Origin of the sequence: Halorarum salinum, from assembly GCF_013402875.1 — an archaeon.
GTDB classification, from domain to species: Archaea; Halobacteriota; Halobacteria; order Halobacteriales; family Haloferacaceae; genus Halorarum; species Halorarum salinum.
Genome location: NZ_CP058579.1, coordinates 3089390 through 3113512 on the forward strand (window position 1 = coordinate 3089390; position 24123 = coordinate 3113512).

Below are 24123 nucleotides of genomic sequence, written 5' to 3' on the forward strand. Positions count from 1 at the left end.
ACTTAGAAACCGGGGGAGAGCGCTGCCCGCCTCGACCGTTCGCCCCACAGAACGAGCACGAGACCAAGCACGATCATGATCCCGCCCAGGGCCGCATTACCAGCCATGGCGAACAGCCCGCCGAATATCAGTATGAATCCGAGCCCGTACCCCACGATCGTACCGACGGCACCTCCGATGAATCCCATAAACGAATCAGTACGTGGTAACTAATAAGCAATCAGGATAGTTGACACTGTTTCGTGTACGATTACATGATATCTATATCTATTTACTAAACAACTGCTCCGCCTGCTCCTCGACCGCCTTGTACGGTTCTACTTTCACCGAATCATACACTTTCACCACGCGGGTGAGGCGCACCTTTTCCTGTCGCTGACGGGAGAGCTGCCCCATGGACGAAATTGGCGTAGTAAACTCGGATGGCTCCACCGAGGACCTCACCGACGTCTTTCGCACGTCAGACGCGTGTACGACACGTTTCGGGTGGAACCTGCTCACATAGCCCATATCCGCTCCTCTGGAAATCAAGGTGACATGAGCGGCCAACATGACGTCTTGGGCGCCCAGCCACTTCCGTGGGGTGTGCTCTTCACGACAGAGACCAATAAGACCGTATGAACATTACCGACGCGTCTCAACAAATCGTCCGCATTGTCGAGATGAACACTACCGAGAAGCAGCCGGATACCGCGGCCAGCCACACCATTCTCCAGATCGCGACGGGGGCCGGACTGTCGCTCCCCGAAGCGAACACCGCACTGAACCACGCCGTAGAACAGGGCACGCTCGTCGAGGAGAACGGGCGCTATCGGGTAGCATGACCAGAGGCAAGCTTCGGCTCCCCGCGGGGACGGTCGACGTCGTCACGGACGCAGTGGCGGTCTTCCGATCGCGATAGCTGTCGCTGGTCACTATCGACTGGTAGCCACCGACGAACAATGGTGTCGCCACTGCCATCCCTACTGGGGCGCTCTACCACCCCGTGCGCCCCATTTGCCATCAAGTACCTCATTAGATCGACCAGTATCTACTTTCACCGAATCCAATACTTTCACCGCGGGCCTCCGGCTCACCACTTAGTCGCCACGTGGTAACTACCCCGTCTATGGGCAAGACCAATCCAACGTACCGCGACCGCCTGAACGCCTGGGAAGACGACTGGCAGTCCTTCCGGCAAGCACTCCGCGCCCCACGTCGCGAGTACTTCGACGAACTGCTCGTCATGGCGAACGAACTGTCGATGGCCGCCGGCTACCAAAACACGGCCGACTTCGCGACGCCACTCCTGGTGAGTGTGTGCGTCCGCCAGCAGGAGGAGATCGCCGCGCTCCAGGCACGCCTCGACGATGTAGACACGACTCCGGAGGTGGCCGATGCTTGAGGCGGCCGAGATCGGGAAACTCGAGGATGTCGAGATTCACCACCACGCAGAGGACGTGAAGGCCGTCCGTCTCATCGGTGCCGAGGGCACAGCCGAGGTGGAGATCACCGACGAGTCGATGTCGATGTTCGTCGAGGTCGCCGAGGACGTCTTTGGCGCGATCCACGCCGACATGGCGAACCTCCGGGATACATTCGACCGCTGGGAGCCCGCCGATGACTGGTAACCGGCTCCCCGAGACGATCCCCGACCTCGAACCGGGCGTGACGCTCCTCGAGACGCCTCGTCGGCGCTCGGCTGCGCTCCAGCAGCTCGTCGTCTCGCATCTCGTCGACGGACAGACGCGCCAGGGCTGGTGGGTGGACAGCGGCAACGCGTTCGCGACGCAGTCGCTCTACGAACTCACGCCCGGCGACCATGTTCTCGAACACCTCCAGGTCGGGCGGGCGTTCACCGCCTACCAGCACGGGTCGCTGGTTCGCGAGACCATTCGGCGGACGTCCCAGCGGACCGAGTTGGTCGTCGTCTCGAACGCGCCCTACTACTACCGCGACGACGAGGTGCAGCGGACGACCGCCGAGCGGTTGTTCGCCTCCGTGATGGAACTCCTTGAGAGGCTGGCGGAGGCGTGCTCGGTGCCCGTGTTGGTGACCATCTCGGAGGAGGACGCGTTCACGGACGTCGTTCGCGAGCACGCCGATCGGGAGCTCCGGAGTCGCGAGACGACCGAGGGTATTGTCTATGTGGGCGAGGACTTCGAGACGGAGGTATTCTGGCGCGAGGGGTACTTCCAGACGACGATCCCCTACTGGGTCCGTTTGCTCGGTGTATTGGGCGACGGCGAGGACGTCTATGAGGCGCCGGGGCTGTACGAGGAGCCCGGATTAGGGGCGTGGGGATGAACGGCAACGGGAAGAATGATGTCCGACGCAAAAGACGATTGAGAACGATCGCCGTTTCCCTGACTATTACTCTATCAGATCGACTTAGTCGTCTGCCGAGACGGTGCGGCTCTCCAGTGCGTCAACCACGTCCTCGGAGGTAGCGAGTGTCCCGACGCTCGTTCCCATGATCGTACAGACGGTCTCGTGGATTTCCTGGGCATCGCGCGATCCGAATCCCTGGTCCGGGTAGTCGAACGTGCCGGTGAGATCCGCGAGGAAGACGACGTCGTAATCGCGGAACTGCGCCTCCCGCGCGGTCATCGCACAGCAGTTCTCCGTCGTGACACCCGTGATGATGACCGTCTCGATGCCGGCGTTCCGGAGGATCGTATCGAGGTCCGTTCCGTAGAAACCACTGTATCGGTGTTTCTTGATGACGAGTTCGTCCTCCTTCGGTCGGACCTCATCGTAGATTTCGATGCCTCGCGTCCCGTCGACGAGTCCATCTTGATTTGCGATGGGTGGCCAGATGTCGGCCATGGTGCCCATGTCGCACCCAGATTCTCGGTGTGCATGGGTGGTATAGACGACCTCCATGCCGGTGTCTCGACACTCGTCGAGGAACGTCGCCATCTTGTCCACGAACTGTCTACCCTCCGTTTCGAGCGGGGCGCCCTCCTCGACGAAGTCGTTCTCCATGTCGACGACGATGACCGCCGTCGAGTCCGAATCGAGACTCAGGTCCGCACTCACATCTTCCAGACCCATACAGTATGAGTCGTCGTAACTGCGGGAAGACCTCTTGGGATGCGGCAGAGTAGGGGATCTCTTTAGTAACAGCTCCCGAACGTGCGTGTCTTTGTAACTGCTTAATGGTCGAACAGTGATCACGGCCGAGGCCATCGGTCGGGGGGTGCTTCGGAACGGCGCAGGCTGTGTCGCGGAACGCTGGTTCTGGCCCGCCGAGGCTTCTCAACTCGGCGAGGAGGAGAACGTCTGGGAGGCGCCATCGCTGTACGACGAACCCGAATTAGGGGCGTGGGGGTGAGACTCGGAAAAACAGTACTCAGACGACGGTGTGTAAGGGCGGCCTGACTATGGCGCGGATACACACCAGGTGCGTGCTGGCCGCCCTGAGCAGCCCGGTAACCAATCGGGTGCTCAGTAGGGGTGTGACGCGGCCACAGGATGAATTCATAATATCAAACAACGTTACTTGTCATACCGTTTTTCTTAATTACGAGAAGTATCACCCGATTGAGTGGGCAGGTCGTTAGTGACTCCCCGGTCATTCCGGCCTGCCCTCGCCTCTGGCTGGCCTGTTCTCTTCAACATCCTGTATCATTTGTGTCGCGTCAGACTCTCGGGAAAAGTGGTGTCCTGCACCCCTCGATTTCGTGTTGACGAGCGTGGATTAGTTCCAGCCGATGGGCTTTACGGGATCGGGCACTGGCCGAACTCGGTAGGCCTGCGGACAACTGGTAACGCCGGGTGTCAGGCTGACGCCAGCCGCTGAAGGAACACACTTACCGCCCCGCGGTATCTGTTCCCACCATGTCACGAAGCCCTCTGACCATCGCTGCCATCGGTAGTGCTCTGGTCGTCGGTGTGGCCGCAGCTGTGACGGTGGTCGGTCCCCACGTCCGCGACGCCCTCGGCGAGTTCCAGTCCGTTCTCCTCGTCTCCGCGGCGATCGTCGGGCTGATAGTTGTCTTCGCGTGGGCCGACGGCGCCAGTCGGTGAGCGTCGCCACTCCACGCCCGTTCCGACGACGTACTCGCCCGAGGGACGACCAGCAGTGGCAGGGAGTGTGAATCACCCCCAGCGTTTCTCTTAAGGCCGAATCAGCACTTCTAACAGATGGGCAGGAGATCCGACGGATGGCCTGCTCGTGCCGGCTAATCGACAGCAGTGGCAGCCAGACCGGCATCCAGTGGCCGCAGCAGTGAGATGGTCACACAGAAAAGCGGGTGCGGCATTTCACCCGGAGGTTCGTGCAGATCGAGAGGTAATCTCAGTTGGGCGTGGGATGGCCCGCGCCCTGACGCCCGACCGGGGCTTGAGTCACCCCGGCTGGTCGTTGGGTCGCTCCCTGAGCGAGGATCCTCGATAGTGTATCACGAGGTTTTATCCTCGCGCCTTGACGGCGATACCTATGTTCAGATACCCCGCGCTCCCGATCGCCATCCCGTGGCTGGTCGCACTCGGTGCGGTTTCGCTGTTCTTCGTCGTCGGTGTCGGGCTCGTCTTCGTAACTGCGTAGTGCTTGTACAGCTACCAGCTCCCGGACCGTCAGAGTTGACCATCGACGCCAAGATGCACTACCGGAGCATCCTCGCCGACCACATCGACGAAATCGAGCACTTCGACTAATGAACAGCAGGCGTGTAGACCTGAAGTCGAGAAGGAGTCACTACCGTGAGGGGCGCTCACCGTCGCGGTAGACGGCACCGGTGTAGTCCTCGAGATCGCGCAGCCACTCCCCGCGCGGGTCGCCCTCCTCGTCGGACGTCGCCACCCGGTAGAGCGGGCTGTTCCCCGCGTGGCCGTCCTCGACGATCAGGCCCGAGTCCAGGAGCTCCTCGCGGTACTCGTACCAGCTCTGCCTTGAGCCCAGCCCTGCGCGGTCGACGATCGCCGTCGGGTCGAGTAGGTTCGACGAGGTTGCTGGAAGAGTATCCGAACTCCAGAGGAGATTACGCAGCGGCATTGAAATAGGCCTCGAGAGAGAAGGCCCGATTCGGGCAGTCCAACAGTCAATCGGGTGCCCGCAAGGAAGAGGTCACTGCTTGGGCGTATTAGTGGATATTTCGGCACTTCTTACCACTGATCGACGATGTCCAGTAGACGGGGACGCCGACCCCTGCCATCTTGTATCCTGCACCGTCCCGTCGTGACGTACGAGAGACGAGACGCTGCCAGCGGGACAGGACGACTGTCGCTCGCCGGTGAAGCGCGTCGAAAGAATGGGTCCGCAGTTCCGCCGTGAAGCGGAGCGGTGACCGGTTCCGCCGGTCAGTCGTGGTTGGGCTTAGTCGCGACGGACCGCGACGAGCGCGGCGCCGATCAGCGCGATGAGAGCCAGCACGGCCGTGAAGCCGGGCGTGGTCGTCTCGGTCGGCGTGTCGTCGCCACCGTTGCCGTCGCCTTCGTCAGGCGTGGCGGTGTCGGTCGGCGTGCCGTCGTCCGTCGGCGTGCCGTCGTCCGTCGGCGTGCCGTCGTCCGTCGTGCCGTCGTCCGTGCCCGGCGTGGACGTGCCGACCGACTCGACGATGTTGCCGTCGGCCTCTTCGAAGGCAGCGAACGTGCCGGTGCCGGTCACCGTGAAGGTGTCGCCGGCAGCGTTGTCGCTGAGATCGAAGCCAGTGGCCTCGAGCGTGCCGTCAGCCTGCACAGTCGCGGTGATCGTCTCGATGAACCGCGGCTCGGTGTTGTCACCCGAGCGGATGCGCACGTTGACCTCGCTGCCGGGGGCGATGTTCGTCTCGCCCTCGATGGACACGTTCTCGGACGCCGTCACGTTGGTCGGGTCGTCGAACGAGCCCTCAGCAGCCTCGTAGTCGAACGTCGCGTTCACCGATTCGTTCTGAGACGAGTCCGTCGAGAGACCGTTCTCGACGTCGTCATCGTCCTCGTCAAGTTCGAGCAGGCGAGCGTCCCCGATGGATAGCACAGCCTCGAACGCGTCACCGTCCTCGAACTGGTCGGTTGAGGACGAGTCGAAGACGATGTAGTAGACGTTCTCGTCACTGTCGGAGACGACCGACAGCGAGTCGGAGGTCACGTCGATCTCCTTGGGATCCTGGTTGTTTCCAGTGCTCGCTTCGGTCTGCTCGATGCTCAGCGTGACGTTGCCGTTATCGGTTGCGGTTGTGAGCTGCTCGCTTGCAGAGTCTGCACCCGTGGCGTCAAGGAGGCCCTCGAGCCCGGAGGCGGAGACCTGGAAGACGAGCTGGTCGGCTCCGTCGTCGGAGCCAGCGACCATGTCAGTCTCGGTGAGGCCGTCGTTGGAGACGGCGTCATCGACGGCGCTGACCTGATCCTCGGCGTCCTCGTCCTGGATCTCCTCGATGGTGTCGCTGGACGCGCGCCAGAGGTTCATCTCGTCGGTCGAGCGCTCCTCGAGGATGAGCGTACTGAGGTCGTCCTCGTTGCTGAGCGCGGTGCTCGCGTCACCCTCGGTAATCGGCGAGGTGCTGACCGAGATGTCATACTCGCCCGAGTCGAGCAGGTCGTCCAGATTCTGCTGTTCGCTGTCGAAGTTCTCGAGCGTGGCAGTGTCGTCGTCACCTTCCGCGGAGACGACGTCGGATGCCGAGTAGTCGCTACCGGTGGACATACCGGCGAGGTAGGTGTTGAACAGGACGGTCACTTCGCCGTCGTCGTCACCATCCTCGACGGAGATGTTCGCCTGGTAGCTGTCGTCCTCGTAGTTACCGATGACGACGGTACCCTGGTCGGTTTCCGTCAGTTCCACGGTGATCGCAGCGATGTCACCCTGCTGGTCGGTGACCGAGTCGTTCGCGACTGCGATGTCTTCGTCACCCGCTTCCTCGACCTGGACCTCGTCGGTCTCGACCGAGACGCCGGTGTCGTCGTGCGTCACTTCGACCGTGTAGTTGCCCGTGGTTTCGGGCGCGGGAATCGAGATGTCCGCGTCACCGCTCCCGGTGAAGGTGCCGGTGACTTCAGTGCCGTCGACTTCGTCACCGTCGGAGTCGAGGAGCACTGCCGTGTAGGCGCCCTGCGGGTCGTTCGACTCGGCGGAGACTTCGATTGGCTCGTCAGTCTGGACTGTGGAGTCGACGAGCTCGGCCGAGAGACCGAGGTCCCGCGTCTGGAGCGTGATGTCAGCACCGGATGCCGACTCGCCAGCAAAGGCGACCTTGTAGTCCTCACCAGCTTCGAGGTCGCTGGTGTCGTAGGTGATCCGGTCGCCCGGAGCCGTGTGCAGCGTGTCTACAGGGGTGAAATCGTCCGTGTCGTCGACACGGAAAATCTCGATACGCTCCTCTTCACCTGACGTCACGAGGGTGACGGATTCACCAACTTGGATGGTCTCGGTCGTCGCGGTTCCATCCGTGATCGGGTTGTCGGTTTCCTCGAAGAGCTTGTACTCGACTTCGACTTCCTCGCCAGACTCCGAGTCGGAGATGACGTGGGTGACGCGGCTGTCGGTGCTCGCGTCAGTCGTGTCGAGAGAGAGCGTGACGGTGACCGTACCTGTGTCACCTGCACTGCCAGTAACGTCGGCAGTGATCTCACCGTTGTCAACCTCGTGGGAGCCACCCTCGACAGGGCCACCAGAGAAGCTTGCATCGGTGATCTCGACATCATTGTTGAGCGTCTCACTCACATCGATTGTAACCGTTTCATCGCCTGATTCTACAGTATAGTCGAATGAGAACGTTTGAGAGTCGTCCCCATCCTCACCGATATCGATCGATCGCTGATCCATATCGATTTGGCCATTACCGGCCGCCGCAGCAGCCGATCCTGCGAACGCCACGGACCCAGCGAAGACGCTGAAGACCATGAGCGCTGTCAGGAACAGCGCGCGGATCTTGTTGGTTGTGTTTGTCATGATTGTCTGGTTTCGGTTGGCGACGTTTACGTTCGCCCGTGCCTCCGATCGCCCGCGAGGCGGACTCGGTCTGGGATACTTGCGTGAGTCACCGTCGGGTAGGGGTAGCAGAGACAAGACAGACCTCCGGTATATGCTTTCTGGTGAAGTAGGGGGGTGTGAACGCTAGACACGCGGCGTCAGACGCCGTATTCCGGCCGAATCGGTCACTTCAGGTCTGGCCCGATAAGATGGCCATACGCTCGCAGTTCCATCGAGTAATGGGAGCATTAGCCGGCGGCTGACTCCGATTTCCTGACAGCTAGCATCCCGTCCACGGAGACGGGCTGACAGGGGAAGTCGGGATTCTGGCGGAAGAAGTCGAGCACCTGCCGCACGTCTCCCTCGAGGTCGGTTTCCTTGAGGTCGGCCTCGGTAATGACCGGTCCTCCCTCCGCAAACACGTCCTTGAGGGACACGTCCGCTGGGACGAATGCGGTACCGAGATTGTTCTTCGCATATCGGCGGTCAGCGTGATTCTCGAATCTCTGTTGGTCGATAATCCATACTGACCCGTCCGAGCGAGTTTCGTGGACGACCGTTTCGTACTTCTCAAGCACGCGCTCACCGAGTTCGTGGAGGATCCAGTCATAGACAGGCCGATCCAGGCTGGTCTGGAGGATGTTCCGTTTCGAAAAGTCGACCGCGTCGAGCAGGGTACTGTTCTCCTCGACGAACACCGCTGCAGCCGCTTGTTCGTCCCCTTCGAGGTAATAGACGTCGTTGAACGGCCCTGTAAGATTGCTTTGTGTGAGGCCCTGGGTCCCCCGAACGTCGATTTTCCGAAGCAGCTGCCGTTCCTTGTTGTTCAACCGCCCAATGTTGATATCCATCCGCGGGCGTTCTTTGAGTTGTTCGAACTGGCGCGTCATTGTCAATTGTCGTGAGTGGAGGACACGTACGAATAAGAACTCCTATGATACTGCTCAAGCCGGTCGAGCCACAGCTCGACCGCGCGATCGCTCAGCTGACATCACAGCGCCCGCTTTGTGGTTCTGACCTCGGTTTCGATGCTCCTGATCGCCCGCGCGAGCGACTGCCGTCCCTCGAAGTCGAGCGACATCGTCCCCCATTCGAATGTTGCGCTTTTCAAGACGTATGCAGGGTTGTCTCTTGGGTCTAATTTTCTAAATTCGTCCACCTCGTACGCGTATCCTGGTTGGACGAACTGTGAGGAGATGGTGAGCGAGCCCGTGACGGTGTCCTTTGAGACGCCCTCGGCCAGCTGCGTCCGCGCGATCGACTCCAGTTCGGCCTCTGTCTCGGCGTCTGGACGGAACTCGGCCGGACCTTCAACGACGCCCACGCGATCTTGCTCGGTCTCCGACGAGGCAGTTGCCTGGAGGCGCTCGCCGTTGTCGTCCTCGGGCCCGAACACGGTGATCTCGTTGTAGTAGCCCTCACTGGTGTCCACGGGGTCGGCATTCTCGACAGTCCAGTCAACGTCGAGCACCTCGTCGCCGGGGGCGAATGCCTTCAGCGCGAGCCCGTCCTCGCGGTAGTCGGGGACGAAGACGAGCCCTGAGTCGTCGGCGATCGAGTCAGCGATCTCGTACGGGCTCCCCGTGAACGTTTGGTCGTCGATGACGCGCAGCGCGTTCGTCGTAATCTGGAGTTCCCACGCTGACAGCGTCTGCGGCTCGTACCCCAGCCGCGGTGTGGCGTCGCGAGGGCCATTCGGCTCGTAGCCATCGAGTGTGACGCGCCCCCGGATCTCCGAGCCGAAGGTCTCTGCCGCCGCGAAGTCAGCGGTCACGGCAGCGGTGTTCTCCTCGGTGCCGTCGTTCGGGAGCCAGGTATCGCCACCGTCGTTGGACGCCTGGAGGCGCTGGCCGTTATCCGTGTTCGTCAGGTCGGCGTCGATGTCGGCCTCCACGATGTTGAACGACTGGGAGAACGGCTCCGCCTCCAGCGTCACTGGCCGGTAGTGCTCTGGACCGTCGAGGTAGCCGTCCACGAGGTCGTCGGGCAGGCTGTACGAGAACCGGCCGTCCAGGGGCGCCACCACGTCGAACGTGAACGCGTCGGCGTCCGAGCTGGGCGCGTCAACCACCTCCAGACGAAGGGTGTGCACGCCAGGCTCGAGGTCGTCCTGGATCTCCCACCCGGAGAAGTCCGAGTCCCGGTCCTGCCATACGAATGGGCCCGCCGTGACGCCGACCGGACCGACGACGTCGCTGTCGATCGATGCTTCGATTTCGGGGGTGCTGCTGCCGGCGTCGAGATTGCGTGTGCGGACGTAAAGTACGAGCTCGTCGACCGGGATGCGGTGATAGTTCTCGAAGTCCCACTCAGCGTAGTTGCCCACTTCCGAGATGAGCGTCAGGGACTCGCCGCCCGAGGCGTCCGAGAACGACTGGATCGAGGCGCCACTGTCCCGATCGGCGTCCTCGCCCTCCCTCGTCCAGGCGACCTGGAGCGGGGCCACGCCGCTGTCGACAGTGGCGGCGATATCGTCGCCGTCGAGTGCGCTGGCGAAGAGTCCCTCGAGCCCGGTGTCGTCCTCGGCGTCCTGGACGGGGAAGTCCTCGTCGACGATGTTCTCGCTCGGAGGTGTGACGTCGACGTTCCACTCGTTGAGGTGCTCGTCGGCGAAGCGCTGGAACGCTTCATACCCCGGCTCGCTCTGCACGCTGAAGGCCTGTCCGCCGCCCTTCAGGTGTTGGATGATGCCGAAACCTTCCATCTTCGCGGCGACGTCGCCGCTCCCGCCATCGGGATGATAGCGTGTGAACGGGCCCCGCATCCAGAGATCGCCGTTATAGTAGATGTACGCCTCCGCCCGGAGCCACTCACGGAGGACGTCGTTCGGGCTAATATCGATCGTCCACCGACCGACGGCGGACGTCTCGGGTTCGAGGCGGGGGCGTGACTCGTCGATGACGCTATACGGGATCGTCGCTCGCTCTCCTGTGCCGGCCTTGAGGACGACGTACCAGCCCTCATTGGGGACGGCGAGTTCCGTGGTAGTGGAGACGGTGCCCGACTCCGCGCTCGTATGCTCGGTGAACGGTTCGACGTAGTATTCGTAGTCACGGTTGGGTCGGACCGTGTCGTCCGTGAACTGGACCGGGCCAGTCCCATCGGTCGGGTCGATGGTGTCGATGACCTCCCACTCGCCGAAGCCGGTGTCCCGCAGCGGGTCGAGTTCCTCTCTGCGCCACACCCACGTCCCATCTTCGTTGTCGGCGTTGTCGTTGTGCTCGAGGGCGACGCTGGTCGCCGTCGTCGCCGTGATCGACAGGTTCGTTGCACCGGGGAATTTCGTGATGATCGCGACGGGAGCGGTCCAGTTGCCGGTGACATGTTCGGTTTCGGTTCGGGCGCGGTACTCTAACTCCTCGCCGTCTTCCAACCCCTCGAACGTGAGCGTGAGCGTGTCGTTCGCGACGACTTGCTCTGCCCAGCCCGTGGCGGTGTCGTCCCACGCATCCTCCCCGGTCTCACGCTGCTGGACGCGGACGTCGCCGTAGTTCGAGACGGTGCTCTCGCGGTCGAGTGTGACCTCGTCCTCGACGCCGTTCAGGAGGGTAGGCGCGTCTTCGTCTGGAAGGAACGCTGTCTGCGCGGCCTGCTCGCCATCTGTCTGCGTGTGGTCAGTGATACGGCGAGCCGTGTAGTGATACTCCTCGCCGTCAAGGATGGCCTCGCTGTCCGTGTACTCTCCCGTGTCTGAATCGAGGTCTGTAGCGACCGCACTCCCGAGCGAACCATCAGTGGAGCGGTAGATGTCGATACCGCCGTCGGTAGAGTCGTCCAGAGCGTCCAGCGAGAGTGTCAGTTCCCCCCGAACCCCGTTGCCGATGTCTGTTATCTCGGTGGCCGGGAGGACCGTCGTCGCGTCGACTTCTGCCGAGAGCGGGCCGTCACTACGGTCGTTCCGGCCGCGGACCCGGAAGTAGTACCGCTCTCCGTCCTCAAGCCCGCTGACGGTCGTGGACGTGGTGGGTGTCGTTGCGACCTCTGAGTAGTCGGTAGCGTCGGCCCCGCTCGCCTCGGCTTGAAGGATGACGTACTCGTCGGTACTCCCAGCAGCGTCCCACGAGAGGTCTACCTCGTCCCCGGTAGCTGACTCGACGCCGACACCTTCGACCCTCCGAGGGAGCGGTAGCCCGTAGGCGGACCCGTTCTCCCCGCCGTAAGACGCACCGTCACCGGAGCCGCCGTAGGCGAAACTCATGCTCCCCCATAGTGTATCTCCAGCATGGTCAGATGTTGTGGGCGTGGGCGGACAGGTAGCCGTCGACTGCCTCTACTTCTACCTCATTCAGGTCCTGCGTGGTCCCTGACGAGTTTTCGACGGTCACGGAAACGTCCGCGTTGTGGACCGGTGGGACGGTGACGACCAGCTCTTCCCCTCGGGCTGGGGTGTCATACGAGGAATATAGGTTCCCTCCGACCTCGATTTCGGTGGGGTAGATGTATCCTTCCGTGTTGCTTTGGTCGGTGACGGTTACTCGGAACGTCGGTGTCGCTGTGTTGACTGTTACGTCGAACGTGTAGGTGTCATCGGATTGTATCGACTCACTACCGCTCCACGTCCCCTGGACTGACCACGTCCCGCTCCCCGATTCGGACCCAGTTCCCGTCGGCCGGTTGTGGTGCTGGCCTGATTCGATGCCTGAAAGGTCATCGTGGGACACATCCGGGGGGTTGTCGGCTGGGTAGTTCCCCACCCGCCGATCGCGGATGTCGGCATCTACCACCTCAATCGCACCCGCCCCGAGCCACACCTCTGCGACGGCCACGCCATCCACTGTGGCCGGTGGCGCCGGGTCCCACGTTCGGAAGCGCGTCTCACCGCTTGGGTCTGCGGGCGTGGGGTCCCCGAGTACTGCCTGCACGCTCCCGGCCGGGCCCACGTAGATAACCGCCTTCCGTGGGTCGTCGGGGTCAACGTCCCCCGTGAAGTCGACCGTCTGTGTACTTCCCGTACTCGTGTCGCTATTGTCCACTGCACCGCCCCCGCTGGAGATGTCGACCTCCATGTCTCCCGAACCGGGGGATGCGTCCCAGCCCGTGGACCAGTACGTCCCATCGAGTGCGCCCCGCAGTTGGTTGATGGTCAGTGCATCCGCACCGTCTCCGATGTCGATGTTGAGTGTCATGGTTACAGCCTACTCTGTTCTCTGCTGGACAGCCGCACGCCCGCCCCGACATCGACCACCTGCTCGGACGCGATCGGCGCCAGCAGGTCGTGCGCCGGGTCGAAGATGCGCCCCCACTGGACGACGCCGCCGCTGTCGGTCTTCGCGTCGGCGCCCTCGAAGTCGTCGATGATGGGCATTTCAGAGCACCTCGTCGCCGTACTCGGCTTCGATCTCTGCGCGGTCCTCGCCCTCGTACCGCTTGAGCACCGTCAACTCCAACTCCCACACGAAGACGTCCCCCTCGGTGCCAGGTGTCGCGTCCGACCCGCTGCGGAGGATCGCCCAGACGGCGCCCCGCCGATCGCCCTCGGGCAGGAGCGCGACCAGCAACGAGTCCACCTCGTCGAAGCCAGTGAGCTCCTCGCGGTAGTACGGGAGGCCAGTATCCGTGGCCCCGCCGCGAACACCGGTCCGGATGGTCACGCCATCCCGTGCAGCGTCCACGAGCGGCTGCAGTGCGCCGTGCCGATCTCGAGGGGACACTGGTTCGCCCCACGAGACGAACGCGAACGTGGCGGTCACCTCGTCCCCAGGGGCCGTGTTGAACAGCGTCCCCTCGAGCCAGTCGGCGGTGACGTCGCCGACGCTCGTCTCGATCGTCCAGGGGACGATTGCCGTCATCCGCCCACCCCGCGGTCGAGGCGGTCGCGTTCACGGCCGAACTCGGCGCGAACGGTGCCGTTGATCGCTTCCTCGAACTCGCTGTCGTCGACGTCGAGGTCGCCCTCAAGGACGAGATCCTGCAGGACGCTCCGCAGCGCCGAGGCAATGTCCGCGGCAGAGGGCCCCCCGCCTCCACCGCCACTATTGGACCCCGTCGCGCCCGAGGCCATGACGTCCGCCGGGGCACTCCCGCCGCCACTACCACCCCCGCCCGACCAGTCGGTGCCGCCGAACCGGTTCGAGAGCGCGACGAACTCCTGCTCGGAGACGCCGAGCCGCTCGGCGGTCGCCCCACCCTGGGACTCGGCCATCGCGTTGAACAGCGCCTCGTTGATCTCTGTGGGCGCATCCTCGATCTCGTCGGGATCGCTGACGTACCCCTCGACGCCGGACTCGAGGACCGAGCGCATCGCATCGGTCATCTCGCCCTTGATCGGGCCGTCGCCGAGCTCGCCCTCGATGCCGGCGGTCGCGCCTGCGGCCATGTCGGCGCCGACGTCTTCGCCGGCGGCGTACGGGTCACCCCCGCCCGAGAGCAGCTGCTGCTCCTTGCTGCTCGCCGACGCAGCCTCCTCGGACGCGCCCTCCTCGGCCGCCTCTGCAGCCGACTCGCCGGTCTCTCGCGCCCGTTCCTCGGCAGGTGTGGGTGGGAACAGCTTGTCGGCGACCTCCTCGCCGTCGACGCCCGGGATGCGGTCGATGAGGTTCTGCAGTTCGCTCGGGATCTGCGTGATCTTCGAGATGAGCCAGTTGATCCCGTCGACGACGCGGCCGATCACCTCGTCGGTCGCGTCACCGACGCCCATGAAGTTCTTCCGATAGGCGATCACGAACCACCCGATCGGGCCCAGTGCCGCGAGAATCCCGGTCGCGAGCAGGTCGAGGTTGTCCAGGACGGCGTCCTTCGCGTCGGCCGTCGCGTTCTGGATGCCGAGGAAGTTCGACTCCCAGGCCATGTAGAGCCAGCCGATCGGACCGATCGCTGTCAGGACCCATCCCTTCAGCAGGTCGAGGTTATCCATCACGCCCCCGACGACGTCGTTGGTCAGGTCCTTCACGCCGAGGAAGTTCGTCGCGTAGGCGGCACCGAACGCCGCGATAGCGGCGAGCACCAGCCCGATCGGGCCGAGCAGCGCCGTCCACATGGTCCCGAACGCGCCGGCGGCCATCGTCGCCCCTGTCGCTGCGGCAGGGAGCAGCGTCCCCAGCGTCCCCAGTGCAAGGAGGACGGGCCCGATAGCCGCGAGCACTCCGCCGAAGGCGATGATGACCTTCTGCTGGTTGTCGGAGAGGCCCGCGAACCACTGCCCGGCGCGCTGGACGTGCCCCGAGAGCGTCGACAGCATCGGAAGGAGGTTCGCCCCGATCGCCACGCCCGCCTCCTCGAGGTTCGACCGCATCACCTGCAGCTCCGCGTTCAGCGTCTCCCGCTGCGTGTCGGCGACGTCCTGGGTCGCGCCCTCGGCCTCCCGGAGTCGGTCTGTACTCTCCGCTATGGCGTCGCCACCCTGCTGGAGGAGTGAGGACATCGCGGGCCCGGCCTCGCTCCCGAAGATCGCGGCCATGTCGGCCGAGCTCGCCCCCGCCGCCTCGAAGTCGCTCATGATCTCCGTGATCGACCGGAGATCTCCGTTCGCGTCGCGAACGTTCACGCCGAGCTCGTTGATCCGCTCGGCGGCCCGCCCCGTGGGGTTCGCGAGGACGGTAAGCGCGCGGTTGAGCGACGTCCCGGCCCGGCGGCCCTGGATCCCGACGTCGCCGAGGAGCCCGATGGCGGCGGCCGCCTCCTCGATCTCGACGCCCATCCCCGCGGCCGTGGGAGCGACGCGGCTCATCGCCTGCGCCATCCCGTCCATCGTCTGGTTGTGGGAGGTGACGGTCGCGGTCAGCGTGTCGGTCACCTCGTTCATCTCCTCGGCCTCGTAGCCGAACGCCGACATCACGTTCGTCGCGACGTCGGTCGCCTCGGCCATGTCCATCTGGCCGGCCTCGGCGAACGCCGCCACTTGCGGCATCGCCTCCATCGCCTCGGCTGCTGTGAGGCCAGCAGAGGCGAGGAAGTAGAACGACTGGGCAGCCTCCTCGTGGGACTGGGTCGTCGACGTCGCGACCTCGCGAGCGGTCTGCTCGAGGTCCTCGCGCATCGCCTCGTCGACGTCGCCAAGGACTGCGATGCTCTGTTGCATCGCCTGATCAAACGAAGCAGCCTGTTTTGCGGCCGTTCCTCCCATAGCCACTAACGGAGCAGTGACTCCAGCCGTCATTGCCGCTCCAGCCCGTTGCATAGACTTCCCTGCCGACTGCATTCGACCAGTGAGAGAATCGACCGACTGCTCGGCCTCGTTTACTCCTTCTTCGACACCGGACGCGTCGACACGAATAGCGCCGGTGAGCGTGCTGAACGCCATTATTCTGCGACCCCCAGCGGTCTCTGAGAGAAGCGCCTATTCTGCTGCCCGGGTGTCGGGACGGAGTGGGATGCCTTCCCACTTCCCGAGGTGACACGACCGACACAGCGTGACGAGATTGTTGAGTCGATTCGCCTTCTGGTAGGAATCAAATGCCCCGAAGCGTGTGATATGGTGGACATGGAGGTCCTCGCCCCACTCGTCTCGGTGCTCGTCGTTCGACATCCCACATGACTGACACCCGTAGTCGTCACGCTCGCGCGCCTCCCGTCGCTGTTCGTTCCAGTTCGGGCCGTAGTACCGATCGTGGCCGCCCTGCCAGTTCGTCCCGTTTTCGCCGCTTTTGTTCTTGGATATCCACTCCCCATGGCAGTGAATATCGCAGAAATGGCGACGTCCATCGACGCGGGAAGCCGGTTTGAGAATCTCCGTTCCGCACTGTTCACAGTCGACGGCGACAGTGTTGTAAAGCGGCGACTCCGTTCCCGAACGGTTCTCAGATCTCCACGCCCCAAGACAGTCGGGGTCGCAGAACGCCCGTTCCGAGCGTTCCGTCCGCCAAGGGGCGCGGGCGAGTTCCTCTCCACAGGACGCGCACGCCGTCCGGATATGCTCTGACCAATTTGGGTGATCCTCACCCGTTCTGGATTCGAGCCACTCGATACGGCACTCCTGCGAGCAGAACCGATGGTCGGAATCTCGGTCTCGATTCCGCCGGTCCACGAACGTCTCACCGCAGGTGTGACATGTCTCCTCGGTCGCGACGAGACTTTTTCCGTGGCCCTTCGCGTGGTGGACCTTGACGGCCCGCTCCGACCCGAAGTCCTCCCCACACGTGGGGCAGGTTTCCATAAGTCACCCATTACAACGAAGGTCATTGAGTGCTGCGTTTTTGTACTAAAAGCCATTCGTGGTCAGTAGCTGCGGTAGTGTTCGGCGCGCTCGGCGAGCCGGGTGAGCCAGAAGCTCTTCTCCCAGTCGGCCATCTCGAAGAACTCTCGCGGGCCGATGTCCCAGATCTCCTTCAGTTGGGCGAGTTGTCGTCCGACATCATGTTCTGCAACGCGGCGAGCTTCTGCTGCTGCTTCTCCGCCTCCCCTTCGGCCGTAAAATCGTCGAACACCTCGCTGATGGTGTCGTCATCACGGAAGATCACCGACCAGACGTCCGGATCGTGGAACGACTCGTCGACGGCGTGTGCCGAGAGCGTCTTCCGCATGAGCTCGGTCCCGTCGAGCGCCTCGTCGTAGAGCTCCGTCAGATCGACGTCGTCCGACTGGAGGTTCTGGATCGTCTCGATGCGCCGCTGCTCGACCTCCTCGAGGTACTCGGCACCGCGGCGGAGCCACTGGGCCTGCTCGCGGTCCTCGAAGTCGTCGAGCTTCGCGCTGTTCGCTCCCACGGGCCGATAGAACTCGATCGCTGTCCCGTGGCGTTCCACCTCGAAGGTGTCGAGGTAGCGGTTCAGGAACAGCTGGCGGGCGGTGCCGTAGAGCTCGAGCGCCTCGGCCTGCTGCTCCTGCTGGCGCTGCTCGCGCTCCTCGACGTACGCATGGGCGCCCTCAGTGTTCTCGAAGCGGTCGAAGTGATCGGTCGTGGGCTGGGCCTGCGACATGGGTCAGGCCGTGCTGAACTCGTGCTTGATCCCGCCCATCACGCGGAGCGTGATCGTCGCGGCAGCCGGGTCGCCGCTGGCGAACTCCTCCTCGGTCGACTCGACACGGGTTCGCGTGAGCTCGCGCTGGATGAGCTCCTCGCCGTCGGCATCCTCGCGGTCCTTGAAGACGTAGAGGCGGACGGCGTCGTGGATCTCGTTGAAGATCCGCTCCTTGGTGTCGGCGTCGACGACGCCGAGTTCCTCGAGGTCCGTCTCGGCGACGTGGTCGAGGGGAACGTCGACGTTGTAGTCGACGTGCTCGGTGCCGGACTGCATGTTCCGGTCGGCGTTCGGCTCCGACTGCCACTGGTTGTTGTTCTCGGTGATGGTGATGTCACCCGCCGTTCGGGCGAGGAACGTTTCTGTTTCTTCGGCAGTGCCTGGGTCCGTGACGAGCGAGACGTCCGTCCAGGCGCCCGAGAGCGTTTCCGTTTCGTCGTAGTTGCTTGGTGCTGCGCTCATGATGATGGTGTGTTGTGTCTGCTGGTTCGCGCGCTATGCTCGTGGGCCGTCATCGCCGACGACCGTCCGGGTGATCGTCCACCGGCGGACGTTCGCCAGCTGGTCTCCGCCACCGGGCTGCAGGTTCGCCGCGCCTCCCGCCCTGCTGGCGGTGATGTACGGCACGCCGAAGTTCACGCTCGCCCGTTCCTCGACGAGGTCGAGCAGCCAGTCCATCTCGACCGCCGTCAGGACGCCGCGGTCCTGCTGGACGGCCTTCCGCCAGGCAGTCCGGGTGTTCAGGCCGATGTCGCAGATGATGTCCGTGCTCGTCGAGGCGCCGCGGTGCTCGCCGGCGCCGGCCGTGAGCTTCACCCAGACGCTGACCGGGTAGTCGTGGTCGCCCTCCGGCTGGGCCGGGTGGATCTGGTCGACGACGTTGTCGGGCCCGCCGACACCCGGAAGGTCGGCCGTGTCGAGGCGGTCGAGCAGGCGCTGGTGCGTGCGGAGATCGGCGAGGATGTCGGCCAGGAGGGGGCCCTGCCCCGGGTTTCGGGTCACGAGACCCTCCGGACGGCTGTGTTCCAGGCCGACTCGGCCTCGTCCTCGAACGTCTTCTTGTGCTTCTCGAGGGCGGGCCCGACGTGCGGCGTTCCGATGTCCATGAACTCCTGGTAGGGCGCGTGCTCGACGTCGGAGTACACGCGGGCCTCGATGATCGCGCCGAGGATCTGCTCGACCTCGTGCTCGTAGGAGTCGCGGAGCTCACCCGTATCGACCGGCGCGAGGTCCTCGACGTCCTCGTGGATCTCCTCGATGAGGCGCTCGGCAGCGCTCCCGAGTTCGTCCTCGAGGACGTTCTCGAACTGCTGGAGCGCTCGCTTCATGTCGGGCGGGGCCTGGCCCTGCTCCCACTCGAACTCGATATCCATCTCAGGCGTCCTCCGGGTCGATGCGCTCGACCTCGATGATGACGTGCGACGGCCGGTTCGGGCCCTCGTAGTGGACGTCCGGATCCGAGAGCGCGAACACACCGTCGACGGCATCGAGCGTCAGGCGGTAGTCGTCGCCGGCCGCGACGTCGAGCTGGTACTCGTAGGTGGCCTCCTCCTCGGCGCCGGAGACGTCGACCATCTCCCCGACCGATCGGGCAGGGAAGTAGACGCGAGGCGACTCGTAGACGCGGCCGCCCTGGTCCTGGCGTACGTAGCCCTGCCCTTCGGGTTCGTACCGGCAGGGGACGCCGTCGACGACCGTGACCCAGTCCTTCTGGGGGATCGTGCCGCCGGCGCCATCGTCGACGGTCTCGCCAGTCGCCTGGTAGTGCTCGATCGTCCCGAGATGGGTGAGCGTGCCGCGCATGAGTCAGCCCTCCGGCTCCTCGTCTTCGTCGAGCGCGTAGGAGTCGATGATCTCCTCCGCGGACGAGTTCCCGTCGACGTCGTCGACGTCACCTTCGGCCGCCAGCTGCTGGAGCCGTTGGTACTGCATGTGCCGGAGGACGTCCCGCGGGAGCCGGCCATCCTCGTCGAGGCGTTCGAGGGCGCGGTCGAGGCGGGTCGGGACCCACGCGGGCGGGTTGACCAGCAGGTCGCCCGCATCGTGGCGCTCACCCCCACCGTAGCGGAGCGAGCGCAGGGCGCGGTAGACGCCGGTCGTGTCGTCGGTCATCGGCCCCCCTTCGTGCTCGGGACGTCGATCGTCGCGACGGGCTTGTCCATGTCGGCCAGCTTCCCAGACCGATCGGCGCGAATCGCCTTCTGCCCGAGCGTGGTCGAGCGGAGCCCCTCGCCGAACTCGCCGGCGTACGACTTCTGCTCGCGGTCGGTGCGCTCCGACGTCGTCTGCCGGAGGTCGTCGATCCCCGACGAGAGGATGTTGTGGCCGGCGAGGTACCGCTCGACCAGCTTCAGCCGATCGTCCGACTGGCCCGTGTTCGCGAGCAGTTCGTCGACGTCCAGCGTGGCGGGGTCGATCCCGACCGTCTGGATCTGCTCGGTGGAGAGATCGGCGGTCGGGAAGTCCGTCCGCTCGAGCTCGGCGCGGACGGCATCGGGTGTCGTGCGAGCCATGGGGTTACTCGAGCAGGATCGTCTGCTTGACGATCTTCGTCTCGGTGCTGAAGTCCGCGGTGACCTCGATGCGATACTCGCCGGCGTCCAGGCCGCTGGTGTCCCAGACGTACTCGAAGTCGCCCGTCCCGTTCTGGTTCATCAGCTGGTCGGAGACGACGTCGGTCTCGCTCTCGGCGTCGTGCTCGGGGACGTCGACGACCGTGACCGTCGGCTCGGTCGCCGTGTCGTCCGGATCGACTGCGGCGCCAGCGTCGTCCTCGTAGGTGATCGTGATCGGGACGTCCTCGCCGACGAAGGCGTTCTGCAGCCTCATCTACCGGCCCCCGCGCCGTACACGGCGAGGTCGGCGCTCGTGTGGGCACTCGTACGCCGGGAGATCTCTCCCCCGACCGGATGCGCGGTCGACAGGCTGGCGGCCGTGTGGGCGGTGGGGGCACGACCGAGGCGTCCGTCAGGCATGGACTAGTCCTCCAGCTCGTCGAGGCGGTTCTCGAGCGCGTCGACGGCGGTGCTCCGCGGGTCGTTGCTCTCGGTCTCCGCTGCGAGGATGCGCTCCAGCAGGTCGACGTCGGTGACGTCCTGGACGCGCCGCTCGAGCTCGTCGACGGTGAGCTCCTGCGGGTGCGGGTCGAGTTCTCCGTCCATACTGACATCCTCGCTCTCCTGGACGGTTGTCTCCTCTGCCTCTGGCTCTGTCTCCGTCTCCTCGACGCGTTTGAGCGTCCGCGGGTGTGCTTCGAGCGTTCGTTCGGGCACCTCGAGTTCGTCGCCCCGAGTGTAGTGTTCGCGGTCGAACCGGAACTCCGCGCCGGCGACGCGAACGGGAATCTCGTCACTCATGGGCCTACTGGTTGATGCCGGTCATCCGGACGATGCCGTTGATCCCGTCGGGCTGCTGGCGCACGAACGGCGTCCGGCTGGAGACGAGGCGGGCGTTGAGCGCCGCGCCACCGTCGGACTCCCAGGTCGTGTTCGTGACGCCCTGGGCGTTGACGATCTGGAAGTACCGCGGGTCGTCCAGCAGCATGATGACGCTGTCGGCGTCCAGCCGCGGCGCTGGCATGAGGTTGAGGTACGGGTACTTCCGGCTGATCCGATCGATCAGCGGCTCGTCGGTCGCCCCGTTGGCGTCCTGGTAGTTCTGCCGCTGGACCTCGCCCCACATGGCGCGGGGGACGAGGACGCGCGCACCGACCTCGGAGACGAGCGGGACGTCGTCCTCGTCGACGACGTCCGTCTGGCTCTCGATCGTATCGTGGAGTTCGTCGATGTCCTCCATGACGCCGACGGCGTCGCCGATCCAGCCGGTCGACCCGGACGCCTGGAGGATCTGGGTGATGTCCTGATCGAGGCCGGCGACGCTGACGAGTCCGCGCTCGGTCTCGACCTCGCCACCCCAGCCGCTCCAGAGCATCTCGGACTCGGAGCGGTTGAGCGCACGGCGCGCTTCCGTCCCGACCGAGTCGTCGAAGTCCTCGCCGTACGCGACGGCGTTCTGGTACTCGCGTGCGTCGATCTGGTACTCCACGGTGTGGAGCGGCAGCGGGACGCCATCCAGGCCGAACGCGGGCATGTCCTGCTCGCCCTGCGTCCGCAGGTTCATGCCGACTTCCGCCTCGAGGCGGACGTTCGAGAGCGGGTTGAAGTACGCGTACCGGTTCAGCGACGAGGAGACGTCGAAGCCGGCAGCCATGAGCTGATCGACGACGGTGGACCCGACGAACTGGTCGTCGAGCACCATGTCGGAGATCTGCTCCCACGAGTCGACGACGAGCGTTGAGTCGGCGACGAGTTCCTGGAGCCGCTCGTTCTGGTCGGTCTTCTTGACGCCGGTCGCCTCGTCGAGGCGCTCCCAGGCGCCAGGGTCGAAGACCGAGTCAGCGCGCAGCTGGGCGAGCGCCTGTTCGCGGACGTCGGGAACGGGGTTGTACAGTGCCGCCTGCGCGGTGAGGGGAAGGCTGTTCTCGAACTCCTTGGGCCCGAAGGTCTCCGGGATCTGAACGTTTGCAGTGCTCATGTTAGAAGAACTCCACGACGAGGAGGTTGTCCGCGTCGGTGCGTTCGATCAGCTCGACGCCACGGCCGACGATGTTGGCCGGATCCGCGGCGCCAGCGTCCTGATCGGTGATGCCGCCGTCGGTGTCCCAGCCGACTTCCGCGTCGGTCGGGTCCGCCGAGGCGTTCACGCCGACACGGAGTCGAGCCCGGTCGTAGCGGTGGAAGCCCACCGTCTCGACGTTGTCGCCCGCGGCGTACGGGTCGTCAATCGGCGCCGTTCCGTCGCCGACGCTCCCGGACGTCCGGGGCGGGTTCCGCTGCTCGCGGACGACCCGTTTCGTGTCCTCGCCCTCGGTGGCCTGGCGGACGTGCCAGTCGCCGTTGGCGTCCTTGTACGCGACCGCGCCGGTCGCGGGGTCGAGGGCGGCGTCCGCCTCGCCCTCCTGGTAGCTGTTCTCGTTGTGGAGCTGGGCGACGGTGCTGGTGGGAGAGTCGATCATCGGTTACTCCCCCACACCCGTGCCGTACTCGTCGACGACGCTGTCGTCGGTCGCGCCAGCGGTGAGCGATGCCGCCTGCCCGGCGTTCGCCGGGATCTGGGCAGCGAGCTCGCCGCGGACGCGCTTGTGTTCTCGCTCGACCAGGCTATCCGCCGAGGCCATGAGGTCCTCGCGGTCGTCCTCGTCGAAGTCGTCGCTCTTCGCGACGATCTCCTCGACCTTCTCGGCCTTCGTGGCCTGGGCCTGCGCGTTCTGGACGAGGTCACTCGCGTTGTCTTCCGTGACGAAGCCCTGCTCCTGCAGCGCCGAGCCGAGCTCGTCGACGGTCATCTCGCCGAGCGTCTTGTCGTCCGTCTCTGTGCTGGTCTGCTGGCCGCCGTCTCCATCGCCGGAGCCGCCGTCCGGGTCGGTGCCACCGTCGCCGTCGATCGCTTCCTCGAGGCGCTCGAGGTCCTCGTCGGACATGTTCTCGAGCGATTCCTCGTCGAAGCCATGGTTGGCGACGAGCGTCTCGATCGTGTTGTCACTCATGTTAGGTGTCTGTGGGTCCGCAGAGGATTCCGCCCCTTCGTTTCCGGCGCCGATGCTGGTCTCGTCGACGGCGCTCGCCGAGAGGCCGAGGGCCTCGAGCGTGCCGCGAACGGTGCTGCTCACGAGGCCCTGCCGATCGGCGACGTCGGCGTCGTCTCCGGCCGCTGCTGTGAGTTCGGAACTGATGTCAGTCGACGCCGTATAGGACGCGAGCGCCTGGTTCGGGCCCCACTGCGCGGTGTTCGACGGGCTGTCTCCCTTCGAGACGACCGAGAGGTCGCGGAAGTCGATGTCCTTGGCGACGTACGCGCCCGTCGCGTCGTCCTTCTCGCCAAGGCGGAACGTCGGGTGGACCGAGACCTCGTAGCTCCCGGCCTGGACGCCCTTCGCGACGGCCTCTTCGTGAGTGGTGGCCTCGTAGCCGACACCCTCGACGTCGTCGAGCCAGCCCGCCTTCGAGACCTTCCCGATCGTCTCGTCCGTCGACGGGGGATACTGCGGCTGGCCGTCCTCATCTCGAGGATGGTCAACCGTGAGCGGTTCGCCAGTCTGGGTCTCGGCAGCGGCGCGTAGCTCCTCCTCGGTGATGAGGACGGGCGTCCCGTCCTCCATGTGGAGAATATCACCCGCCGCGACGGCGACGCCGGAGAACCGCCACGGTGGGCCGTCCTCCGCGTCGCCGTCGCTGGCGAGCAGCTGCGCTGTCCGCGCCGAGACGCGGAGATCGTGTTCGTCCTTCATGGTCAGAAGCAGGCCCAGGTCCTCGCCTCGACGGGTCATCGGTCCCGGGTAATCGCCGGTCATACGCG

29 protein-coding genes are annotated in these 24123 nt (G+C 64.6%); 6 read left to right on the forward strand and 23 right to left on the reverse strand.

Translation table 11 applies throughout. The annotated features are described in order from the left end of the window. Positions 1 to 2 precede the first annotated feature (2 nt). A complete protein-coding gene (locus HUG12_RS15525) occupies positions 3 to 188 on the reverse strand; it encodes a hypothetical protein (RefSeq protein WP_179269650.1) in 186 nt (61 codons plus the stop codon). 429 nt (positions 189 to 617) lie between these two features. Between HUG12_RS15525 and HUG12_RS15530 the strand changes: the two genes are divergently transcribed. The 4 genes from HUG12_RS15530 (at position 618) to HUG12_RS15545 (ending at position 2286) form a co-directional block, all read left to right on the forward strand. Then, positions 618 to 824 (forward strand): hypothetical protein, encoded by a 207-nt coding sequence (locus tag HUG12_RS15530; protein ID WP_179269651.1) that lies wholly within the window; start codon positions 618 to 620, stop codon positions 822 to 824. A gap of 284 nt (positions 825 to 1108) precedes the next feature. Then, on the forward strand, positions 1109 to 1384 hold the full coding sequence (locus HUG12_RS15535) for a hypothetical protein (protein WP_179269652.1): 276 nt from the start codon (positions 1109 to 1111) through the stop codon (positions 1382 to 1384). Continuing rightward, the gene (locus HUG12_RS15540; RefSeq protein WP_179269653.1) at positions 1377 to 1610 is read left to right on the forward strand and encodes a hypothetical protein; all 234 of its coding nucleotides are present in this window, start codon (positions 1377 to 1379) and stop codon (positions 1608 to 1610) included. The genes HUG12_RS15535 and HUG12_RS15540 overlap by 8 nt, the downstream gene beginning before the upstream one ends. After that, a complete protein-coding gene (locus HUG12_RS15545) occupies positions 1600 to 2286 on the forward strand; it encodes a P-loop NTPase family protein (RefSeq protein ID WP_179269654.1) in 687 nt (228 codons plus the stop codon). Before HUG12_RS15540 ends, HUG12_RS15545 begins: the two co-directional genes overlap by 11 nt. 84 nt (positions 2287 to 2370) lie before the next feature. Here the strand turns inward: HUG12_RS15545 and HUG12_RS15550 are convergent, their stop codons facing one another. Further along, a complete protein-coding gene (locus tag HUG12_RS15550) occupies positions 2371 to 3036 on the reverse strand; it encodes a cysteine hydrolase family protein (protein ID WP_179269655.1) in 666 nt (221 codons plus the stop codon). Positions 3037 to 3181: 145 nt separating this feature from the next. Here HUG12_RS15550 and HUG12_RS21910 point away from each other — a divergent pair, with 145 nt between their 5' ends. Together HUG12_RS21910 and HUG12_RS15555 are read left to right on the forward strand one after the other, a co-directional pair. Beyond that, complete coding sequence (locus HUG12_RS21910; RefSeq protein ID WP_281362306.1) at positions 3182 to 3316, forward strand: hypothetical protein; 135 nt, start codon at positions 3182 to 3184, stop codon at positions 3314 to 3316. Between the two features lie 506 nt (positions 3317 to 3822). Further along, a complete protein-coding gene (locus HUG12_RS15555; RefSeq protein WP_179269656.1) occupies positions 3823 to 4011 on the forward strand; it encodes a hypothetical protein in 189 nt (62 codons plus the stop codon). A gap of 670 nt (positions 4012 to 4681) precedes the next feature. Here the strand turns inward: HUG12_RS15555 and HUG12_RS15560 are convergent. The 21 genes from HUG12_RS15560 to HUG12_RS21755 form a co-directional block, all read right to left on the reverse strand. Continuing rightward, positions 4682 to 4978 carry a hypothetical protein gene (locus HUG12_RS15560; protein WP_179269657.1) on the reverse strand — a complete coding sequence of 99 codons (297 nt, stop codon included), beginning with the start codon at positions 4976 to 4978 and terminating at the stop codon, positions 4682 to 4684. Between the two features lie 321 nt (positions 4979 to 5299). Next, positions 5300 to 7852, reverse strand: a complete 2553-nt coding sequence (locus HUG12_RS15565; RefSeq protein WP_179270665.1) for a DUF7827 domain-containing protein — start codon at positions 7850 to 7852, stop codon at positions 5300 to 5302. Between the two features lie 269 nt (positions 7853 to 8121). After that, positions 8122 to 8763, reverse strand: a complete 642-nt coding sequence (locus tag HUG12_RS15570) for a hypothetical protein (protein WP_179269658.1) — start codon at positions 8761 to 8763, stop codon at positions 8122 to 8124. A gap of 101 nt (positions 8764 to 8864) precedes the next feature. Then, positions 8865 to 12071: a fibronectin type III domain-containing protein gene (locus HUG12_RS15575; RefSeq protein ID WP_179269659.1), complete on the reverse strand. Its 3207-nt coding sequence runs from the start codon at positions 12069 to 12071 to the stop codon at positions 8865 to 8867. Positions 12072 to 12099: 28 nt separating this feature from the next. Next, positions 12100 to 12999: a hypothetical protein gene (locus tag HUG12_RS15580; protein WP_179269660.1), complete on the reverse strand. Its 900-nt coding sequence runs from the start codon at positions 12997 to 12999 to the stop codon at positions 12100 to 12102. 2 nt (positions 13000 to 13001) lie between these two features. Then, entirely contained in the window at positions 13002 to 13178 is a 177-nt protein-coding gene (locus tag HUG12_RS15585) for a hypothetical protein (protein WP_179269661.1), read from the reverse strand. Position 13179: 1 nt separating this feature from the next. Then, complete coding sequence (locus HUG12_RS15590; RefSeq protein WP_179269662.1) at positions 13180 to 13662, reverse strand: hypothetical protein; 483 nt, start codon at positions 13660 to 13662, stop codon at positions 13180 to 13182. Then, positions 13659 to 15890, reverse strand: a complete 2232-nt coding sequence (locus HUG12_RS15595; RefSeq protein ID WP_246308061.1) for a phage tail tape measure protein — start codon at positions 15888 to 15890, stop codon at positions 13659 to 13661. Before HUG12_RS15595 ends, HUG12_RS15590 begins: the two co-directional genes overlap by 4 nt. A 258-nt stretch (positions 15891 to 16148) precedes the next feature. Then, positions 16149 to 16964, reverse strand: a complete 816-nt coding sequence (locus HUG12_RS15600) for an HNH endonuclease (protein ID WP_179269664.1) — start codon at positions 16962 to 16964, stop codon at positions 16149 to 16151. A gap of 172 nt (positions 16965 to 17136) precedes the next feature. Next, a complete protein-coding gene (locus tag HUG12_RS15605) occupies positions 17137 to 17727 on the reverse strand; it encodes a hypothetical protein (protein ID WP_179269665.1) in 591 nt (196 codons plus the stop codon). A gap of 3 nt (positions 17728 to 17730) precedes the next feature. Next, positions 17731 to 18231 (reverse strand): hypothetical protein, encoded by a 501-nt coding sequence (locus tag HUG12_RS15610; protein WP_179269666.1) that lies wholly within the window; start codon positions 18229 to 18231, stop codon positions 17731 to 17733. Positions 18232 to 18264: 33 nt separating this feature from the next. Beyond that, the gene (locus HUG12_RS15615) at positions 18265 to 18771 is read right to left on the reverse strand and encodes a hypothetical protein (protein ID WP_179269667.1); all 507 of its coding nucleotides are present in this window, start codon (positions 18769 to 18771) and stop codon (positions 18265 to 18267) included. Next, the gene (locus HUG12_RS15620) at positions 18768 to 19142 is read right to left on the reverse strand and encodes an HK97 gp10 family phage protein (protein WP_179269668.1); all 375 of its coding nucleotides are present in this window, start codon (positions 19140 to 19142) and stop codon (positions 18768 to 18770) included. Before HUG12_RS15620 ends, HUG12_RS15615 begins: the two co-directional genes overlap by 4 nt. Position 19143: 1 nt before the next feature. After that, positions 19144 to 19572 carry a hypothetical protein gene (locus HUG12_RS15625; RefSeq protein ID WP_179269669.1) on the reverse strand — a complete coding sequence of 143 codons (429 nt, stop codon included), beginning with the start codon at positions 19570 to 19572 and terminating at the stop codon, positions 19144 to 19146. A gap of 3 nt (positions 19573 to 19575) precedes the next feature. Continuing rightward, on the reverse strand, positions 19576 to 19881 hold the full coding sequence (locus tag HUG12_RS15630; RefSeq protein WP_179269670.1) for a hypothetical protein: 306 nt from the start codon (positions 19879 to 19881) through the stop codon (positions 19576 to 19578). Next, the gene (locus HUG12_RS15635) at positions 19878 to 20282 is read right to left on the reverse strand and encodes a hypothetical protein (protein WP_179269671.1); all 405 of its coding nucleotides are present in this window, start codon (positions 20280 to 20282) and stop codon (positions 19878 to 19880) included. Before HUG12_RS15635 ends, HUG12_RS15630 begins: the two co-directional genes overlap by 4 nt. 4 nt (positions 20283 to 20286) lie before the next feature. Next, on the reverse strand, positions 20287 to 20598 hold the full coding sequence (locus HUG12_RS15640; RefSeq protein ID WP_179269672.1) for a hypothetical protein: 312 nt from the start codon (positions 20596 to 20598) through the stop codon (positions 20287 to 20289). A 149-nt stretch (positions 20599 to 20747) separates the two neighbouring features. Next, on the reverse strand, positions 20748 to 21125 hold the full coding sequence (locus HUG12_RS15645) for a hypothetical protein (RefSeq protein ID WP_179269673.1): 378 nt from the start codon (positions 21123 to 21125) through the stop codon (positions 20748 to 20750). A gap of 4 nt (positions 21126 to 21129) precedes the next feature. Next, entirely contained in the window at positions 21130 to 22302 is a 1173-nt protein-coding gene (locus HUG12_RS15650) for a bacteriocin (protein ID WP_179269674.1), read from the reverse strand. A 1-nt stretch (position 22303) separates the two neighbouring features. Next, entirely contained in the window at positions 22304 to 22783 is a 480-nt protein-coding gene (locus HUG12_RS15655) for a hypothetical protein (RefSeq protein ID WP_179269675.1), read from the reverse strand. Positions 22784 to 22786: 3 nt separating this feature from the next. Next, the gene (locus HUG12_RS21755; protein ID WP_246308062.1) at positions 22787 to 24118 is read right to left on the reverse strand and encodes a hypothetical protein; all 1332 of its coding nucleotides are present in this window, start codon (positions 24116 to 24118) and stop codon (positions 22787 to 22789) included. Positions 24119 to 24123 lie beyond the last annotated feature (5 nt).

What these genes read in the sequence shown, in the direction of transcription:
- HUG12_RS15525 (WP_179269650.1), bottom strand. Translation starts at nt 188, where the DNA reads ATGGGATTCATCGGAGGTGCCGTCGGTACGATCGTGGGGTACGGGCTC.
- HUG12_RS15530 (WP_179269651.1), top strand. Translation starts at nt 618, where the DNA reads ATGAACATTACCGACGCGTCTCAACAAATCGTCCGCATTGTCGAGATG.
- HUG12_RS15535 (WP_179269652.1), top strand. Translation starts at nt 1,109, where the DNA reads ATGGGCAAGACCAATCCAACGTACCGCGACCGCCTGAACGCCTGGGAA.
- HUG12_RS15540 (WP_179269653.1), top strand. Translation starts at nt 1,377, where the DNA reads ATGCTTGAGGCGGCCGAGATCGGGAAACTCGAGGATGTCGAGATTCAC.
- HUG12_RS15545 (WP_179269654.1), top strand. Translation starts at nt 1,600, where the DNA reads ATGACTGGTAACCGGCTCCCCGAGACGATCCCCGACCTCGAACCGGGC.
- HUG12_RS15550 (WP_179269655.1), bottom strand. Translation starts at nt 3,036, where the DNA reads ATGGGTCTGGAAGATGTGAGTGCGGACCTGAGTCTCGATTCGGACTCG.
- HUG12_RS15555 (WP_179269656.1), top strand. Translation starts at nt 3,823, where the DNA reads ATGTCACGAAGCCCTCTGACCATCGCTGCCATCGGTAGTGCTCTGGTC.
- HUG12_RS15560 (WP_179269657.1), bottom strand. Translation starts at nt 4,978, where the DNA reads ATGCCGCTGCGTAATCTCCTCTGGAGTTCGGATACTCTTCCAGCAACC.
- HUG12_RS15565 (WP_179270665.1), bottom strand. Translation starts at nt 7,852, where the DNA reads ATGACAAACACAACCAACAAGATCCGCGCGCTGTTCCTGACAGCGCTC.
- HUG12_RS15570 (WP_179269658.1), bottom strand. Translation starts at nt 8,763, where the DNA reads ATGACGCGCCAGTTCGAACAACTCAAAGAACGCCCGCGGATGGATATC.
- HUG12_RS15575 (WP_179269659.1), bottom strand. Translation starts at nt 12,071, where the DNA reads ATGAGTTTCGCCTACGGCGGCTCCGGTGACGGTGCGTCTTACGGCGGG.
- HUG12_RS15580 (WP_179269660.1), bottom strand. Translation starts at nt 12,999, where the DNA reads ATGACACTCAACATCGACATCGGAGACGGTGCGGATGCACTGACCATC.
- HUG12_RS15585 (WP_179269661.1), bottom strand. Translation starts at nt 13,178, where the DNA reads ATGCCCATCATCGACGACTTCGAGGGCGCCGACGCGAAGACCGACAGC.
- HUG12_RS15590 (WP_179269662.1), bottom strand. Translation starts at nt 13,662, where the DNA reads ATGACGGCAATCGTCCCCTGGACGATCGAGACGAGCGTCGGCGACGTC.
- HUG12_RS15595 (WP_246308061.1), bottom strand. Translation starts at nt 15,890, where the DNA reads ATGCAACAGAGCATCGCAGTCCTTGGCGACGTCGACGAGGCGATGCGC.
- HUG12_RS15600 (WP_179269664.1), bottom strand. Translation starts at nt 16,964, where the DNA reads ATGGAAACCTGCCCCACGTGTGGGGAGGACTTCGGGTCGGAGCGGGCC.
- HUG12_RS15605 (WP_179269665.1), bottom strand. Translation starts at nt 17,727, where the DNA reads ATGTCGCAGGCCCAGCCCACGACCGATCACTTCGACCGCTTCGAGAAC.
- HUG12_RS15610 (WP_179269666.1), bottom strand. Translation starts at nt 18,231, where the DNA reads ATGAGCGCAGCACCAAGCAACTACGACGAAACGGAAACGCTCTCGGGC.
- HUG12_RS15620 (WP_179269668.1), bottom strand. Translation starts at nt 19,142, where the DNA reads ATGGATATCGAGTTCGAGTGGGAGCAGGGCCAGGCCCCGCCCGACATG.
- HUG12_RS15625 (WP_179269669.1), bottom strand. Translation starts at nt 19,572, where the DNA reads ATGCGCGGCACGCTCACCCATCTCGGGACGATCGAGCACTACCAGGCG.
- HUG12_RS15630 (WP_179269670.1), bottom strand. Translation starts at nt 19,881, where the DNA reads ATGACCGACGACACGACCGGCGTCTACCGCGCCCTGCGCTCGCTCCGC.
- HUG12_RS15635 (WP_179269671.1), bottom strand. Translation starts at nt 20,282, where the DNA reads ATGGCTCGCACGACACCCGATGCCGTCCGCGCCGAGCTCGAGCGGACG.
- HUG12_RS15640 (WP_179269672.1), bottom strand. Translation starts at nt 20,598, where the DNA reads ATGAGGCTGCAGAACGCCTTCGTCGGCGAGGACGTCCCGATCACGATC.
- HUG12_RS15645 (WP_179269673.1), bottom strand. Translation starts at nt 21,125, where the DNA reads ATGAGTGACGAGATTCCCGTTCGCGTCGCCGGCGCGGAGTTCCGGTTC.
- HUG12_RS15650 (WP_179269674.1), bottom strand. Translation starts at nt 22,302, where the DNA reads ATGAGCACTGCAAACGTTCAGATCCCGGAGACCTTCGGGCCCAAGGAG.
- HUG12_RS15655 (WP_179269675.1), bottom strand. Translation starts at nt 22,783, where the DNA reads ATGATCGACTCTCCCACCAGCACCGTCGCCCAGCTCCACAACGAGAAC.
- HUG12_RS21755 (WP_246308062.1), bottom strand. Translation starts at nt 24,118, where the DNA reads ATGACCGGCGATTACCCGGGACCGATGACCCGTCGAGGCGAGGACCTG.